The 15,092-nt window shown below is 75.4% G+C and carries 15 protein-coding genes and 1 pseudogene; 8 read left to right on the top strand and 8 right to left on the bottom strand.

What is annotated here, in order from left to right; translation table 11 throughout:
* Window positions 1-126 precede the first annotated feature (126 nt).
* On the top strand, window positions 127-651 hold the full coding sequence (locus ACH5AR_RS16825; protein ID WP_396302163.1) for a hypothetical protein: 525 nt from the start codon (window positions 127-129) through the stop codon (window positions 649-651).
* A gap of 8 nt (window positions 652-659) precedes the next feature.
* Here the strand turns inward: ACH5AR_RS16825 and ACH5AR_RS16820 are convergent, their stop codons facing one another.
* Entirely contained in the window at window positions 660-1,967 is a 1,308-nt protein-coding gene (locus ACH5AR_RS16820) for an MFS transporter (RefSeq protein WP_396302162.1), read from the bottom strand.
* A gap of 123 nt (window positions 1,968-2,090) precedes the next feature.
* On the opposite strand from ACH5AR_RS16820, the gene ACH5AR_RS16815 reads away from it, so the two are divergent.
* Window positions 2,091-2,741, top strand: coding sequence for a TetR/AcrR family transcriptional regulator C-terminal domain-containing protein (locus ACH5AR_RS16815; protein ID WP_396302161.1), 651 nt, complete (start codon window positions 2,091-2,093; stop codon window positions 2,739-2,741).
* 102 nt (window positions 2,742-2,843) lie between these two features.
* Here ACH5AR_RS16815 and murQ read toward each other — a convergent pair whose 3' ends face one another.
* Entirely contained in the window at window positions 2,844-3,773 is a 930-nt protein-coding gene (murQ, locus tag ACH5AR_RS16810; protein WP_396302160.1) for an N-acetylmuramic acid 6-phosphate etherase, read from the bottom strand.
* 61 nt (window positions 3,774-3,834) lie between these two features.
* Between murQ and ACH5AR_RS16805 the strand changes: the two genes are divergently transcribed.
* Complete coding sequence (locus ACH5AR_RS16805; RefSeq protein WP_396302159.1) at window positions 3,835-4,458, top strand: endonuclease; 624 nt, start codon at window positions 3,835-3,837, stop codon at window positions 4,456-4,458.
* Between the two features lie 113 nt (window positions 4,459-4,571).
* On the opposite strand, the gene ACH5AR_RS16800 is transcribed toward ACH5AR_RS16805, so the two are convergent.
* Both ACH5AR_RS16800 and ACH5AR_RS16795 read right to left on the bottom strand, forming a co-directional pair.
* Window positions 4,572-5,252, bottom strand: a complete 681-nt coding sequence (locus ACH5AR_RS16800; protein WP_396302158.1) for a DUF6445 family protein — start codon at window positions 5,250-5,252, stop codon at window positions 4,572-4,574.
* Between the two features lie 124 nt (window positions 5,253-5,376).
* Entirely contained in the window at window positions 5,377-6,027 is a 651-nt protein-coding gene (locus ACH5AR_RS16795) for a TetR/AcrR family transcriptional regulator (protein WP_396302157.1), read from the bottom strand.
* Between the two features lie 126 nt (window positions 6,028-6,153).
* Here ACH5AR_RS16795 and ACH5AR_RS16790 point away from each other — a divergent pair, with 126 nt between their 5' ends.
* Together ACH5AR_RS16790 and mca are read left to right on the top strand one after the other, a co-directional pair.
* Window positions 6,154-7,599, top strand: a complete 1,446-nt coding sequence (locus tag ACH5AR_RS16790; protein WP_396302156.1) for an MDR family MFS transporter — start codon at window positions 6,154-6,156, stop codon at window positions 7,597-7,599.
* A gap of 49 nt (window positions 7,600-7,648) precedes the next feature.
* On the top strand, window positions 7,649-8,566 hold the full coding sequence (gene mca, locus ACH5AR_RS16785) for a mycothiol conjugate amidase Mca (protein WP_396302155.1): 918 nt from the start codon (window positions 7,649-7,651) through the stop codon (window positions 8,564-8,566).
* 125 nt (window positions 8,567-8,691) lie between these two features.
* Here mca and ACH5AR_RS16780 read toward each other — a convergent pair whose 3' ends face one another.
* Complete coding sequence (locus ACH5AR_RS16780) at window positions 8,692-10,185, bottom strand: PHB depolymerase family esterase (protein WP_396302154.1); 1,494 nt, start codon at window positions 10,183-10,185, stop codon at window positions 8,692-8,694.
* A gap of 216 nt (window positions 10,186-10,401) precedes the next feature.
* Between ACH5AR_RS16780 and ACH5AR_RS16775 the strand changes: the two genes are divergently transcribed.
* Window positions 10,402-10,950 (top strand): PaaI family thioesterase, encoded by a 549-nt coding sequence (locus ACH5AR_RS16775; RefSeq protein ID WP_396302153.1) that lies wholly within the window; start codon window positions 10,402-10,404, stop codon window positions 10,948-10,950.
* Between the two features lie 85 nt (window positions 10,951-11,035).
* On the opposite strand, the gene ACH5AR_RS16770 is transcribed toward ACH5AR_RS16775, so the two are convergent.
* The 3 genes and pseudogenes from ACH5AR_RS16770 to ACH5AR_RS16760 all read right to left on the bottom strand — a co-directional run bounded on the left by ACH5AR_RS16770 (window position 11,036) and on the right by ACH5AR_RS16760 (window position 13,606).
* Window positions 11,036-12,034, bottom strand: a complete 999-nt coding sequence (locus ACH5AR_RS16770; protein WP_396302152.1) for a YdcF family protein — start codon at window positions 12,032-12,034, stop codon at window positions 11,036-11,038.
* A 73-nt stretch (window positions 12,035-12,107) separates the two neighbouring features.
* Window positions 12,108-13,070 carry a prolyl aminopeptidase gene (gene pip, locus ACH5AR_RS16765; protein ID WP_396302151.1) on the bottom strand — a complete coding sequence of 321 codons (963 nt, stop codon included), beginning with the start codon at window positions 13,068-13,070 and terminating at the stop codon, window positions 12,108-12,110.
* Between the two features lie 105 nt (window positions 13,071-13,175).
* A pseudogene (locus ACH5AR_RS16760) lies at window positions 13,176-13,606 on the bottom strand (TetR/AcrR family transcriptional regulator C-terminal domain-containing protein).
* A gap of 103 nt (window positions 13,607-13,709) precedes the next feature.
* Between ACH5AR_RS16760 and ACH5AR_RS16755 the strand changes: the two are divergent.
* Together ACH5AR_RS16755 and ACH5AR_RS16750 are read left to right on the top strand one after the other, a co-directional pair.
* Window positions 13,710-14,561 (top strand): MFS transporter, encoded by an 852-nt coding sequence (locus ACH5AR_RS16755; RefSeq protein WP_396302150.1) that lies wholly within the window; start codon window positions 13,710-13,712, stop codon window positions 14,559-14,561.
* A 121-nt stretch (window positions 14,562-14,682) separates the two neighbouring features.
* Window positions 14,683-15,075, top strand: a complete 393-nt coding sequence (locus tag ACH5AR_RS16750) for a hypothetical protein (protein ID WP_396302149.1) — start codon at window positions 14,683-14,685, stop codon at window positions 15,073-15,075.
* Window positions 15,076-15,092: the final 17 nt, after the last annotated feature.

Genomic DNA, 15,092 nt, shown 5'->3' with positions numbered 1-15,092 from the left:
GACGCCGGGCGGCGCAGGGCCGCCCAAAGCGTGCGGAGGCGAGCGGATCGGGTACGGACGGCCTTTGCTACGATCCGGCGACGAGGGCGTCGGCGGATGCGGGTACGGAGAGCGGAGGGTGCGGCCATGGGCTCGGGTGGGCGGATGGTGGAGTCGGTCGAGGTCCGCTACACGCCGACGGCCGCCGACTTCCGGGAGGCCTTCGCGGCACGGGCCCGGCACACGGTGGCCGGCCGCCGGGCGCGCCGCGCCGGGTTCACGCTGGGCGCCGTGGCACTGGCGGGTGCGGGGCTGCTGGCCCTCGTCGGCGGGGTGGCGCTGCTGCCGGCCGTGGTGCTGGTGCTGGGTGCGCTGGCGGTGGCGTCGCAGCCCTGGCGGTTGGTGCGGCGGGTGGTGCGGCTGGCCGCGGACAAGGGCGAGTTCCGGATCCTGCTGGACGAGTACGGGGTGGCCGTCGGCACCGCCGAAGCGGTCACCGAGCTGAGCTGGCCGGAGCAGCGCTACCACCTGGAGACGCCCCGGATGTTCCTGCTGCTGGGCGGGGACGAGGAGACGGGGGTGCTGACCATGCTGCCCAAGCGCGGGGTCGAGGACGTCCGGGCGCTGCGTGAGCTGGTCGAGCGGTACTCGGTGGCGCTCGTCCCGGCCTGAGCGGCGCCTCACGGGGTGGGCTCCGCCGGGGCCGCCCCGCCCCGGTGCGCCCGCTGGTCGTAGCGCCAGAGCGCCGGGATCGCGGCGGCCAGCGCGGCCGAGCTGCCGAGGCAGAGCAGCCCGCCGGTGCGCAGCGCCGCCCGGACACCCTGCCGGGCGGCGAGCCCGCCGGCCCGCAGGTCTCCCAGGGCCGGCCCGGCGGAGCCGGTCAGCATCTCCAATCCGGCCGCGCGGCCCCGGAGTTCGTCCGGGATGGACTGGTTCCAGATGGCGCTGCGGAAGGTGTCGCCGATCCAGTGGGCGCCGCCCGCGACGGTCAGGCAGAGCAGGACGGCCCACAGGCCGGGGGCCAACGCGGCCGCGGCCGTGGCCGTACCGACCAGAGCGGCGGAGAGCAGGACCAGCCGGCCGTGGTGGTGCACGCGTTCCGCCCATCCGCCGGTCGCCGCGGCGAGCAGGCTGCCGGCCGCGCCGGCCGAGTAGAGCAGGCCGAGCGCCCAGGTGGCGTCCAGGTCGGCGGCCAGGAACGGGAAGAGCGCGGTGGGCAGGGCGAAGACGGTGGCCGCGAGGTCGGCCAGGTAGGTGCCGACCAGGTCCGGTCGGCGGGCCGCGTACCGGGCGCCGTCGAGGAACTCGGTGAGCTGCGGCGCCTCGGCGTCCCGTGCGGAGGGGACCGGCCGGACCCGGGCGAGCAGCGCGATCGAGAGCAGGAAGGTGCCCAGGTCGACGAGGTAGGCGGCCGGGACGCCGGCGGACGCGATCAGCAGGCCGGCCGCCGCGGGGGCGGCCACGCCGCCGACGCTCCAGCGCAGTGAGAGCAGGGCGCCCGCCGCCACCAGCTGGTCCCGGGGCACCAGCCGGGGGACCATCGCCTCGACCGAGGGCTGCTGGATGCCCTGGAGCGCCGCCGCGATCCCGGCGGCGACGTAGAGCGGCCAGACGGCGGGTGCGCCGAGCAGCGCGTTGGCCAGCAGCAGGGCACTGAGTGCGGCGAGCGCGACCTCGGTGGCCAGGGCGACGGTGCGGCGGTCGGCGCGGTCGGCGAGGACGCCGCCGTAGAGGCCGAACAGGACGGCGGGCGCGAGCTCGACCGCGCCGACGGCGCCCACGGCCAGGGGCGAGCCGGTGAGGTCGGCGATCTGGAGCGGGACCGCGGTCATGGTGAAGATCGAGCCGAGCAGGGTGACCGTGCCGGAGGTCCAGGTCAGCCGGAAGTCCCGGGAGGACCGCCAGGGGGCGGTGTTCGGGAGCAGCTGGGACCAGCGGCGGCCCGGGCGGTCGGGTCCGGGGGTGGCGTTCGGTCCGGAGGAGGGCATGGGGCGGATCCCTTCGCGGTCGTCGGCCTCGCGACGACCTTCCTTATCGCTGATAAATTCCAGCTCGGGAACTTATCGGCGATAAGGTGGTGTCGGCAAGCGGATAACCCAGGAGGGGGTCGGATGGCGCTGCGACGTGAGGACGTGGTGCGCACGGCGCTGCGCCTGCTCGACGAGGAGGGCATCGACGGGCTGACCACCCGCCGGCTCGCCCGCGAACTCGGCGTCCAGTCACCGGCGTTGTACTGGCACTTCAAGAGCAAGCGGGAACTGCTCGACCTGATGGCCGAGGCGATGCTCGCCGAGGCCCTCCCGCCCGACCGCGAGCCGGATCCGGAGCACTGGCCCGAGTGGATCGCCGCCGACGCCCGCGCCAAGCGCAACGCCCTGCTCGCCTACCGCGACGGTGCCCGGGTGCATGCGGGCACTCTGCCCACCGAGGACGAACTCCCGGCTGTCGAGGCCCAGTTGAGCGCCCTGTGCGGGGCCGGTCTGCGCCCCCGCACGGCGCTGCGGCTGCTGCTGACCGTCGACCGGTACATCATGGGCTGGGTCACCGAGGAGCAGGCCTGGCGGCAGGACGCCGCCGGGCGCGACCGGCCGCTGTTCCCGGACGAGGCGCTGAGCGGACTGCCGCTGCTGCGGGAGGCGGCCGACGTGCTGCGGATGACCGACCACGACGCCGACTTCGAGTACGGGCTGCGGGTGCTGGTGGAGGGGTTCCGGGCGGAGATCGCGCGGGAGTCGGGGCAGGGGGGCGCGGCCGGCGGGTGAGGCCGGTGGGTGTGGCCGGTGGAACCGCGGGCCGAGGGCGCGCCCGGGGCGTGCCCGCCGGCCGGTGCGCGTGTGCCTTGGGCGTGCCCGCCGGCCGGTGCGCTACGGCCGGGCGAGCCGGAGCGCCTCGCGCAGCCGACCGCCCGAGGCTGCGAGCAGGCGGGCGGCGGTGGGGGCGTCCACGTCCGCGAGCAGGGACAGCACCGCGTCCTTCGCCCGCCCCTGGCTCGCGGTCAGGGCCCGGTCGACCGCCGCCGCGTCGGCGCCGGTCGCCTCGGCGACGATCCGCCGGGCGCGGTCGCGCAGCTTGTCGTTGGTGGCGCGGAGGTCGACCATCAGGTTCCCGTACGTCCGGCCGAGTCGGACCATCACGGCCGTGGACAGCAGGTTGAGCACCAGCTTCTGCGCCGTGCCCGCCTTGAGCCGGGTCGATCCGGCCAGCACCTCGGGGCCGACCTCCACCTCGATGCCCAGCTCGGCCGCGGCCGCGAGCGCCGAGCCCCGGTTGCACGCCAGCCCGACCGTCAGCGCCCCGGCGGCCCGCGCGGCGAGGACGGCGGCCAGCGGGTAGGGCGTCCGGCCGGAGGCGGAGACACCGACCAGGGTGTCGGCGCCGGTGAGGGCGAGCGCGGCCACGTCGGCCTCGGCGAGGTCGGTGCGGTCCTCGGCGCCCTCGGCGGCCGCCGTGACGGCCGCGGGCCCGCCCGCGATCAGGCCGACCACCCGTGCCGGATCGGTGCCGAAGGTCGGCGGGCACTCGACGGCGTCCAGTACGCCGAGCCGCCCGGCCGTCCCGGCACCGGCGTAGACCAGGCGGCCGCCGTGCGCCATCCGGTCGGCCACCGCGTCGACCACGGCGGCGATCCGCTCCAGCTGCCCGGCGACGGCGGTCGGCACCGTGCGGTCCTCGGCGTTCATCAGGCGCAGCAGCTCGACGGTGGGCAGTTGGTCGATCGCGGCCCAGTCGGGGCGGACGGTCTCGGTCGTGGGGACGGCGCCGCGGCCTGCGCCCGCCTCGCTTCGCTCGCTCATGGGGCGAGCCTCCCCGGGTGCGGGGCGCCCGAATCCGGGCAAGCGTGGGGTGAGGGAGGTGATGGCCGTGACACTGACGGTTGCCGAACTGTTGGACCGCTTCGGCCGTACCTACGCGGAGGAGGCCGGGATCACGCTGCGGGACAAGCCCTCGCCGCTCTACCGACTGCTCGTGCTGACCGTGCTGTGCTCGGTGCGGATCAGCGCCGACACCGCCACGGCGGCGGCCCGGGAGCTGTCGGCGGCCGGGCTGCGGACGCCGCGGGCGATGGCCGACGCCCGGCGCGGGACGCTCATCGCGGCCCTGGGCCGGGCCCACTACGTGCGCTACGACGAGAGCACCGCCACCGCGCTCGGTGAGGGCGCCACGCTGCTGCTCGACCGCTGGCACGGTGACCTGCGGCGGCTGCGGGAGGAGGCCGGAGGCGAGTCGGAGCGGATCGGCGAGCTGCTCCGGGAGTTCCCGCGGATCGGGCCGGTCGGCGCCGGGATCTTCCGGCGCGAGGCCCAGGAGGTCTGGCCCTCGCTGCGGCCGTACTTCGACGAGCGGGTGCTGGCGGAGGCCCGGGCGCTCGGGCTGCCGGGCGAACCGGACGACCTGGCGGCGCTGGTCGCCCCGGGGCACCTGGCCCGGTTGGCCGCGGCGCTGACCAGGGCGAGCCTGGCGCACGTGCCGGCCGGGTGAGGAGGCGGCCGGTCCGGGGCGGGGCCGGTCCGGGTGGGGCCGGTCCGGGTGGGGCGGGCCGGGCATCTGGGCCGTCCGGGGTGCGGGCGGCCCCGGCGCGGGGCGTCCTGGCGTCAGGCCATCCAGAAGAAGACCGCCGTCATCCGCCGCTCGGCCAGGTCGGTGCCGTAGTAGCCGGTGGCGCTGTGGATCAGGTTGGCGTGGTACAGGAGCAGCTGGTTGTAGCGGTTGGGGACGCGGACGTCCTCGGTGAGGTGGTCGGCGGGGACGCGGCGGGTGCCGAGGGCCTCGACCAGGTTGGTGTGCGGGGCGTCCACCACGTTGCCGCCGAGGCGGCCGCCGGGGAACTGCTGGCGGTAGAAGCTGGTGCCGGCGTCCTTGGGGGCGCCGGGGCTGAGGTAGAGGACGGCGGCGTAGCGGCAGAGCGCACGGGAGTCGGTGTGGGGCCGGGACTCCGACTCCCCGGCGCCGACGACCTGGACGCAGTTGTGGTTGAGCGTGCCGCCGCCCGGGGTGTTCTGCACCCAGAGCCGGGAGGCGCCGGTGGCCTTGCGGACCAGCGACTCGACCCTGGCCAGCTCTGCGGGCTCCAGGCCCGGCATGGTGCGCAGCCCGGGCCACGTCTCGGGGCGGTACGGATAGCCCTCGGTCCACTCCCCGCGGGCCAGGCAGCGTTCCCGGACGGCGTCCGGGTCGGGCAGCACGTCGTTCAGGACCCAGTAGTCCCGGCCGCGGGTCGGCTTGCGGTAGGGCAGGACCGGCAGGGCGGTGGGCCTGATGGGCTGTGAGGGCATGGGCCGACGATAGAGGCGGTGATCGCCAACCTTCTGCCGTGAGCAGGTCAACCTTTCGTCAAGGTGGTTCGGGCGGACGGGCGCGGGCGGTCGGGCGCGGGCGCGGCGGGAATGGACCGGGCCCCTAGCCCGGGCGCACGGCGAAGGCTCCCAGGGCACCCTCCAGTCGGTCGTAGGCCCGGACCGCCGAGGGGCGGACCGCGGCGGCGATCGCGGCGTGCTCCTCGCCCGCCAGGGTGCGGCGGAACACCTCGGCGAACACCGCCCGGTCGACGGCGGCGAGCAGCGCGGCGGCGACCCGGCACTCGAAGCCGACGGGGCTCTCCCGGACCGCCTCGGCCAGGGCCTCGGCGAGGGCCGTCTCGCCCTGCTCGTGCAGCTCGCGCAGCCGGGCGGCCAGCGCGGGGCTGTCGGCGACGGCGCGGGCGAAGGCCGGGCCGGAGAAGCCGAGCCGGGCGTCGTGCCGGTCGAGCCCGGCCAGGCAGTCGCGGCGCAGCGCGGCGAGCGCGGACTCGCCCGGCGCGCGACCGGCGACCGTGCCGGCCAGCCGGCCGACGAGCTCCTCGTGCAGGTCGAAGAAGAGGTCCTCCTTGCGCGGGAAGTGGTTGGTGACGGTCATCTTGGCGACGCCCGCGGCGGCCGCGACCTCGGCGATGGTCGTGCGGTCGAAGCCCTGCTCGATGAAGAGCCTCGTCGCCGCGTGCGAGATCGCCTCGCGGGTGCGGCGCTTGTTGAGCTCGCGCAGGCTCGGGGTGGTCGTCCCGGTGTCGGTCATGGCAGGAGCGTAGCGCAGTTCGGTGGGTCGGTCACAGTAAATAGATTTGACCCAGTGAATGGGTCCGTCCTAAGTTCTTCCCGGGTGGCCGGAGCGGCCGCCGCAACGGTGACCAGGGGAGGGCGCATGGTGGCATCCGTCACGGCGAAGGACAGCGCGGGCGAGCTGCGGGAGGGGCGGCCGGAGCCGATTCCGCCGGGCCTGTGGAAGATGGGCGCGGTGCTCGCGTTAGGCCCGGTGCTCGCGCTGCTGGACAGCACGATCGTCAACGTCGGGATCGACGCCGTCGGTCGAGACCTGCACGGCTCGATCGCCTCGGTGCAGTGGGTGGCCACGGGGTATCTGCTGGCGATCTCGCTGACCATGCCGCTCTCGGGTTGGGCCGCCGGCCGCTTCGGCGGGCGTCGGGCGTGGCTCGCCTCGGTCGTCCTGTTCGTCCTCGGATCGGCGCTGTGCGGCCTGGCCTGGTCGACGGGCAGTCTGATCGCCTTCCGGGTGCTGCAGGGGATCGGCGGCGGGATGATTCAACCGCTCGGCCAGGCCATCATCATACAAGCGGCCGGGCCGTCCAGGGTCGGGCGGGTGATGGGCACGCTGATGCTCCCGATCAGCCTGGCCCCGGTCCTGGGGCCGATCCTCGGCGGGCTGGTGCTGGAGCACGCCGACTGGCGTTGGATGTTCCTGCTGAACGTGCCGGTCGGGCTGGTGGTCCTGCTGCTCGCCGCCCGCTGGCTCCCGGCTGACGACGCGTCGGACGCGCCGAAGCCCCGGCTGGACGTCACCGGTCTGGTGCTGCTCTCGCCCGGTCTGACCGGCCTGGTCTACGGGCTGGCGACGGTCGGTGACGGCGCGACGGCCGGCTGGGCCGCGCTGGCGGGGGGCACGGTGCTGGTGGCGCTCTACGGCCGGCACGCGCTGCGGCCGGGGCGCGGGGCCGAGCGAGCGCCGCTGATCGACCTGCGGCTGTTCGCCCGGCGCGGCTTCGCCGTGGCGACGGCGAACAGCTTCCTCCAGGGCGCCGCGCTCTACAGCTCGATGTTCCTGGTGCCGCTCTACTACCAGCAGGTCGAGCACGCCGGCGCGGTGGAGGCCGGGCTGCTGCTGGCCCCGCAGGCCCTCGGCACGGCGGTCACCGCCGTGCTCGCGGCCAGGATCACCGACCGGTTCGCCCCGCGCCCGCTGATCCTGACCGGCATCGCCTGCTCGCTGGTCGGCACGGTCGCCTTCACCCGGCTGGGCAGCGGCTCCGAACCGGCCGCCTGGCTGATCGCCGGCTCCCTGGCACTGCGCGGCGCGGGTATGGGGATCATCGCGATACCCGGCCTGGCAGCGGTGTACGGGAGCGTCGAGAAGGCCCAGGTGCCCGCGGCGGCAGGTGCCGTCAACGTGCTGAACCGCGTGGGCGGCGCGCTCGGAACGGCGGTGCTGACGCTGGTCCTCCAGCAGGCACAGGGTACGCACCCGGACCACCCCGGCGCGGCCTTCGGCCAGACCTTCTGGTGGGCCCTGGGCCTGTCCGCGCTCGCCATCGCCCCGGCCCTGCTCTACCCGAACACCCGCAGGCCGGGCTGACCGCCGACGGCTTCCCGACCACCCGACCACCCGAGCAACGGAGGTACCCGTGTCCGACCGTCACCCCGGCGCCCTGCGCCTGCTCAGTGTGCACGCGCACCCCGACGACGAGTCCAGCAAGGGAGCGGCCACCCTCGCCCGGTACGCCGCCGAGGGCGTCGACGTCCTGGTCGCCACCTGCACCGGCGGCGAGCGCGGCTCGGTGCTCAACCCGGCCATGGACCGGCCCGAGGTCCGGGCCGACCTCGCCCGGATCCGGCGGGCGGAGATGGCGGCCGCCCGGGAGATCCTCGGGGTGCGCCAGCGGTTCCTCGGCTTCGTCGACTCGGGGATGCCCGGGCCGGGCGAACCCCTGCCGGACGGCTGCTTCGCGGCCCTGCCGGTGGGGCTCGCGGCGGCGCCGCTGGTCGCGCTGATCCGCGAGTTCCGCCCCCAGGTGGTGGTCACCTACGACGAGACGGGCGGTTACCCCCACCCGGACCACGTGATGACGCACCGGGTCACGGTGGCGGCCGTCGAGGCCGCCGCCGCCCCGGAGCGCCACCCCGGGACGGGCGACCCCTGGCAGGTGTCCAAGCTCTACTACCACCTGGCCTTGTCCCGGGCGTGGTTCCGGGCCCTGCACACGGCCATGACGGAACGGGGCGTCCCCTCGGAAATGGGGGAGCTCCTCGCCGACTGGCCCGACGGCCCGCCCGCCCTGGCCACCACCACCCGGATCGCGTGTTCCGAGTGGTTCGCCGTGCGGGACGCGGCGCTGCTGGCGCACGCCACCCAGGTCCGGCCCGGTACGGCCTTCATGGCCCACCCGCGCGACATCGAGCGCGAGGTCTGGCCGACCGAGGACTACCACCTGGCCCGGAGCCTGGTGCCGGGCGGCGGGGCGGGCCGCGCGGCGGGCGGGTACGAGACCGATCTGTTCGCCGGGCTCCGGGCGGGGGCGGAAGGGCAGGTGGGGGAGGGGTGAGCCGCACGACCGTCGTCCGGGCCGCCCTGGGGGCCGTCCCGAGAAGGGTCCTGACCGTACTGACAGCCGCTCGGGCGGCTGCTGCGAGGTCCGTTTCCCCGGTCAGCGGCCGGGCCGGGCCCCGCTCAGCACTGGCCGTCGGCGAGCACGAAGTAGCCCGGGCCGGTCTGCTTCAGGGTGTGGGTGACGAAGGTGTTCCAGAGCCCCATCGCCTGGCCCGAGCCCAGTGCGGAGGTGAGGCCGCCGCTCTGGGTGGCCCGGCCGGCCAGGACGTGGTCGTAGTTGCTGGCGGTGAAGCAGATGGGCGTGCCCCCGCCCGGAGTGGTGGCCGTCACCGTCGCCGAGCGGGGCCCGACCGTACCCGCCCCGTCCACCGCCGCCACGCTGTAGCCGTACGTGGTGCCGGCCGTGAGACCGGTGTCGGTGAAGGCCGTCCCGGTCGCGCTGCCGACCTGGGCCCCGTCGCGGAAGACCAGGTACGAGGCCGCGCCGTTGACGGCCTGCCAGCCGAGGGCGACCGAACCGGCGCCCGCGGTCGCGGTCAGCCCGGTCGGGGCCGGCAACCCGGGGTCGGCGGGGCCGGAGCCGCCGTCCAGCCCCCAGAACTGCGCGGTGTAGTAGCCGGAGCAGACGGTGTCGAGGAAGTACGCGCCGGTCGCTCCGCACTGGTCGGCCCCGGAGCCCGGGTGGACGGCCAGGCCGTGGCCCATCCCGCTGACCGCGAACAGGGCCACCGCGGGCCTCCCGCTCGCGTCGGCGTAGAGCTCCTGGGTGGTGCCCCCGGGGAGGCTCCGGGTGCTGGTCGGCTGCCGCCCGATGCCCTGGACGTTCGTCCACTGGTCCCGCAGCTCGGTCGCGTTCACCGGTCTGACGACGGTGTCGGCGCTGCCCTGCCAGATCGCCACCCTGGGCCACGGCCCGGTGTAGCCCGGGTACGCGGCCCGGGCCCGGTCGCCCCACTGCGCCGGGGTCAGGCCCTGGTCGGCGTTCTGACAGCCCGAGGCGGCGGCCTGGGTGGCAGCGCAGTGCGCGGGCAGTCCGGAGTCGATCGCCCCGCCGGCGAACACGTCGGGGTAGTCGGCCAGCAGGTCGGCGGCCATGCCGCCGCCGGCCGAGAGCCCGGTGACGAACACCCGGCCGACGTCCGAGCCGTACAGCGACTCGGCCTTGGCGACCATCTCGACCACCGACCTGGCTTCGCCGACGCCGCGGGCGGCCTTGCTCGCGTCGAACCAACTGAAGCAGGAGAGGCTGTTGTTGGCGCTGCTCGTCTGCGGGAACACCACCGCGAAGCCGTACTGGTCGGCGAACTTGGTCCAGCCGGAGTTGCGGTAGTAGTCGCCGGCGCTCTGCAGGCAGCCGTGCAGGGCGACCACCAGGGGAGCGCCGCTGGGCAGCCCCGCGGGGGCGTAGGTGTACATCGCGAGGTTGCCCGGGTTGGTGCCGAACCCGGTGACCTGCTGGAACCCGCCACCCGCCGTCATGGCCGCGACGGTCGGGGGAGCGGGAGCGGGGGCAGGGGCGGCCGCGGCCGGGGAGGCGACGGCCGCGCCGGGCGTGGTGGCTCCGAGCGCGAGGGCGGCGGTGAGCAGTGCCGCGGCGGTGGGGCGCAGGGGCATGGGGGCTCCTGGGTGGGGAGGAGTGGGGGCGGTCCCGTGCAGAGTGGCGCGCCCCGGGCCCCGGTGCCATGTGGCGGTCATCCGGGTTCCGCCGCCCGGCAGTGGCGCGGGCCGCCATGGTCCGGTGCCCTGGGCCGGCGCCCGGTTGCCGGAGCCGTACCCGCCGGGGCCCGTACGGCCCTTGAGCCGGAGAGCCGGAGCAGGCAGGTTGATCCCATGACCACCGACGAGATCACCGCAGCGGGCCCGGGGCCCACGAGCGGTCCGCAGCCGCGCACCCGGACCCACACTTGGACGCCCGGCCCGCCGATCACCGAGTTGGCCCACCTGACCGGAGAGGAGATCCTGCTGGAATGGCTCGCCGGGCGGATCCCGGAGCCCTCGATCTGCAGCACCATGGGCTTCCACCTGACCGAGGCGAAGCCGGGAACGGCGGTGTTCCGGAGCGATCCCGGCGACCACCTCTACAACCCGATGAACACCGTGCACGGCGGCTACCTCGCCACCCTGCTCGACTCGGCACTCGGCTGCGCCGTGCTGAGCAGGCTGCCGGCCGGGGTGGGCTACACCACCACCCAGCTCAACGTCCACATGGTGCGCCCGGTGTTCGCCGACTCGGGCACCCTGCGCTGCGAGGGCGTGGTGCTGCACCTGGGCCGGACGATGGCGACGGCCGAGGCCAGGGTGGTGGGCGTGGAGAACGGCAAGCTCTACGCGCACGCCACCACCACCTGCGCGGTCCTGTCGCCCCGCCCGGCCCCCTGACGGCTTGCCCCGGCCCCTGACGGCGGAGGCCCCGGTCGCCACGTGGCGACCGGGGCCCGGGCCCCGGGTCGAGTCCCGTGCTGGTTCAGAGCGCCGCGAGCACTCCGCAGAGCGCGATGAAGCCGCAGATCCCGAAGTTGACCAGCTTGTGCGAGAGGAAGATCGCGGCGAACTCGCGGATGGTCGCGCTCGGCCAGTAGTAGCGGGCGGTGGGCGAGCCGAAGACGTGCCCGTTGACGCCGGTCTCGCGGGCGAGCAGGGCCGCCCGGAAGGCGTGGAAGTTGTTGGTGACCACGACGCACCGGTAGTCGGGCTTGGCCTCCGCCATGATGGCCTTGCTGAACAGCAGGTTCTCCTCGGTGGTGCGGGAGCGGTCCTCCCGCTCGATGTGCTCCTCGGGGAAGCCGCGTTCGACCAGGTAGGCGGCCATCGCGTGGGACTCCGGCAGCTTCTCGTCCGGCCCCTGGCCGCCCGAGGTGATGAGCACCGGCGGGTTGCCGCGGGCAGCCTGCTGCTCGTACACCTCGCGGCCCCGGTTCAGCCGGCTGGCCAGCAGCGGCGGGACGCGCTCGCCGCCGATCAGCCCGGAGCCGAGCACGACCACGAAGTCCACGTCCTGGCGCGGCCGGTGGCGGCCGTACAGGAAGGCGTAGCCGACGAAGCAGCTGAACAGGAAGGAGATGTAGCCGACCACCAGGACGGCGGTGCCGGCGAGCGCGGCCAGCTGCCGGGAGTGGACGACGAGGGCCGCGATCAGCAGCCCGATGACGCCGAGGATGCCCAGCCCGGCGATCAGCGACAGCAGGTTGGCCGGCCGCCTGCCTTCCTTGCGGACCATGGTCAGGCCGTTGGCGAGCAGGAACCAGACCAGAGCCGCCGTGCCCAGCGCCGGGAGGAGGACGATGACCGCCGCCACGAGCGAGACCACCAGGTCGGGCGCCTTGCGGAGCTCGGCGAGCAGCGCGAGGAAGAGCAGGGAGACGGCGATGCCGAGCAGGACGGCGTTGCTGAACTGGCGGCGGTCGCGAACTACCCCGATCCCGAACAACAGGAAGAACAGGGCGGCTGGGGCATAGGCGATCATGCGTCGTATGGTAGGCCTTCCGCGGGCCGGGCCACATGCCCCGGCGGCCCGGCCGCCCCGCGGTCGGCCCCGCTCAGGCGAAGCGCCCGATCGCGGCCAGGACGGCGTCCCGCATCCGGGGGCTGCCGGTGTGCCCGGCTTCGTCGACGACCGTCAGCCGGGCGTCCGGCCAGGCCTTGGCCAACTGCCAGGCGGTGTCGACCGGTCCGCCGAGGTCCAGCCGGCCGTGGATCAGCTCGCCCGGGATGCCGGCCAGCCGTCCGGCGTCGCGCAGCAGCACGCCGTCGGCCAGGAAGGCCTGGTGCGAGAAGTAGTGCGCGGTGATCCGGGTGAAGGCCATCAGGGCGTCGGAGGGGCGGTCGGTGTACGCGTTCGGCTTGCCCAGGGTCTCGTGCGAGATGACCGCGTCCTCCCAGGTGGCCCAGGCGTTGGCGGCGGCCCGTCGGACGGAATCGTCCGAGCTGTTGAGCAACCGGCTGTAGGCGGCGAGCAGTTCGGCGGTGTCCCCGTGCCGGTCGGCGGGCGGCAGGAAGTCCCGGAACTCCTCCCAGGGGCCGGGCAGGAAGCGGCGCACGCCGCCGTAGAGCCAGTCGGTCTCCGCGGGGCGGGTCATGGTGACGCCGCAGATCACGATCTCGGAGACCCGTTCGGGGTGGGCCTGCGCGTACGCGAGGATGAGCGTGGAGCCCCAGGAACCCCCGTACAGCAGCCACCGGTCGATGCCGAGGTGCTCGCGCAGCCGCTCCATGTCGGCGACCAGGTGCGCGGTGGTGTTGTGCTCCAGGCTGGTCGAAGGGTCGGCGGCGTGCGGGCGGCTGAGGCCGCAGCCGCGCTGGTCGAACTGGACGACGTGGTAGCGCGCCGGGTCGAAGTACCGCCGCGAGCCCGGGTTGTGGCCGGAGCCGGGCCCGCCGTGCACCACCACGGCCGGCTTGCCCGCCGGGTCGCCGGAGGCGTTCCAGTGGATCAGCTGCCCGTCGCCGACGTCCAACAGGCCCTGCGCGTACGGTTCGTAGCGGGGGTAGGGCTCGGGCATCGGAGACTCCTGCGTGGTCGTACGGGCGGGCCGGGCGCGCCGGGAGAGCCTACCCCGGTACCGGAACCGGGGCCGGGTGTCCGGCCCGCCGCGGGGCGGGCCGGCTCAGCGCCGCTCCGGCGGCAGCAGGGCGGCGAGGCCGTCGAGGATCCGCTGGAGGCCGAGCTCGAAGCGGGCGTCCATGTCCGGCCGGGTGAGGTCGTCGGCCGGGTCCGCCAGGTTGGGGTGCCGGTCGGTGGGCAGCCTGCGGAAGAGGTCCCCGGCCGCGTCGGCGATCTCCCGGCGGCTGGTCCCGAGCACCTCGGCGGCGGAGATCGGCGACTGCTCCTGGAGCACGAAGCCCTGGACGAAGGCGCCCACCAGGTAGCCGGCCACCGCCGCGTCGGCGTCGGGGAAGCCGGCGGAGCGGAGCCGGTCGAGCTGCTCCTCCATCAGGTCGACCAGCAGCGGGCCCGGGGCGGGCGGCCGGCGAGGACCTTGGCGGCGTCGCGGTTGTCGAGCAGCAGCCGGCGGTAGCGGGAGCAGTACTCGTGCAGGTCCGCGCGCCAGTCCTGCTGGCGCGGCGGGGGTACGGCCGAGGCGCGGATCAGCGGCCTCCAGCGGGTCGCCGAGCGCTACCGCCTGGTCTACGCGGCCCTCGTGCTGACCGGCGGCGCACTGGGCGACCGCCACGGCCGCACCAGGACGTTCGTGCTGGGCCTGGCCCTGTTCACGGCCGGCTCCGCGGTGGCCGGGCTCGCCCGGACGATCGGCGTGCCGGTCGCGGGCTGGATGGTCCAGGGGGTCGGGGCCGCGCGGCTCACCCCCGGCAGCCTGGCCCTGCTGGGCCACGTGTTCCCCGACGAGCGCGAGCGCGCCAAGGCCGTCGGCGTGTGGTCCGGGGTGTCCGCGGTCGGCCTCTCGATCGGCCCGGTGATCGGCGGTCCGATGGTCGAGCACCTCGGCTGGGCCGGCGTGTTCCGGATCAACGTGCCGATCGGCGTGGCCGGAGTGCTGCTCGCCGCCCGGGCCCTCCCGGAGATCCCGCCGCGCGCCCGGCGGATCGACCTCGGTGGGTTCGTGCTCTCGGCCGCGGGCCTCGGCCTGCTGGTCCACGCCCTGGTCGAGGGCCCCTCCCGGGGCTGGACCGACCCCCGGGTGACGGTCTGCGACGCGCTCGCCGCCTTCCTGCTGCTCGAACTGCGCCCGGCCGAGTCGATGCTGGAGCTGCCGCTGTTCCGGGACGGCGCGCTGAGCGGTGCGATGCTCAGCGGCTTCATGGTGGGCTTCGGGATGTTCGGGGCCCTGTTCTTCCTGCCGTTGATGACGCAGGGCGTGCTCGGCTGGTCCCCCCTCCGGCGCGGGGTACGGCGGGCTGCCGATGACCGCGATGCCGGTGGCCGCGGGCCCGCTGTCCGGCCTGCTCGCGGCCCGGTACGGCCCCCGGCCGCCGATGGTGCTGGGCTCGGCGCTGTGCGCGCTCGAGCTGGGCGGGCTGTCGCCGTACGGTGAGCACGCCCGCTACCCGGAGTACCTGTGGACGCTGTTCACGACGGGCTTCGGCATGGGGGGCTGACCTCCACCCCGGTCTCGGTCGCGGTGCTCCAGCGGGGTCGCCCCGGCGCGGACCGGGATGGCCTCGGCGACCGTCAACACCCTGCGGGAACTCGGCGGTGTGCTCCGGATCGCGGTGCTCGGCGCCGTCCTGACCGACCGGATGACCGACGGGCTGACCTCGGCGCTGCACCGGCTCGGTGTCCCACCGGAGGCCGTCGGGCCGGTCGCGGCGGCGCCCACCGGCGCGGTCCACGGGGGCGGTGCGGCCGGAGCGCTGCCCGAGCCGGTGCGGCAGGCGGTGGACGGCACCTTCGTGGACGGCATCCACCTCGCGCTGCGCTGCGGCTCGGTGGCACTCGCCGTCACCGCCGTCCTGGTCGCCGTCCTGGTCGGCCGGGCCCGCCCGCTCGTCCCGGCGGCCCCCGGCGGGCCGCGGCCGGAGGAACGGGCCGGGGCGGGCGTGGCCTGAGCCGCGAGGACTGAGTC

It is taken from the genome of Kitasatospora sp. NPDC018619 (assembly GCF_044391605.1).
In the GTDB taxonomy this organism is placed as follows: domain Bacteria; phylum Actinomycetota; class Actinomycetes; order Streptomycetales; family Streptomycetaceae; genus Kitasatospora.
Note: the sequence above shows the minus strand (reverse complement) of the source record. Positions and strands in the feature narration are given on the sequence as shown.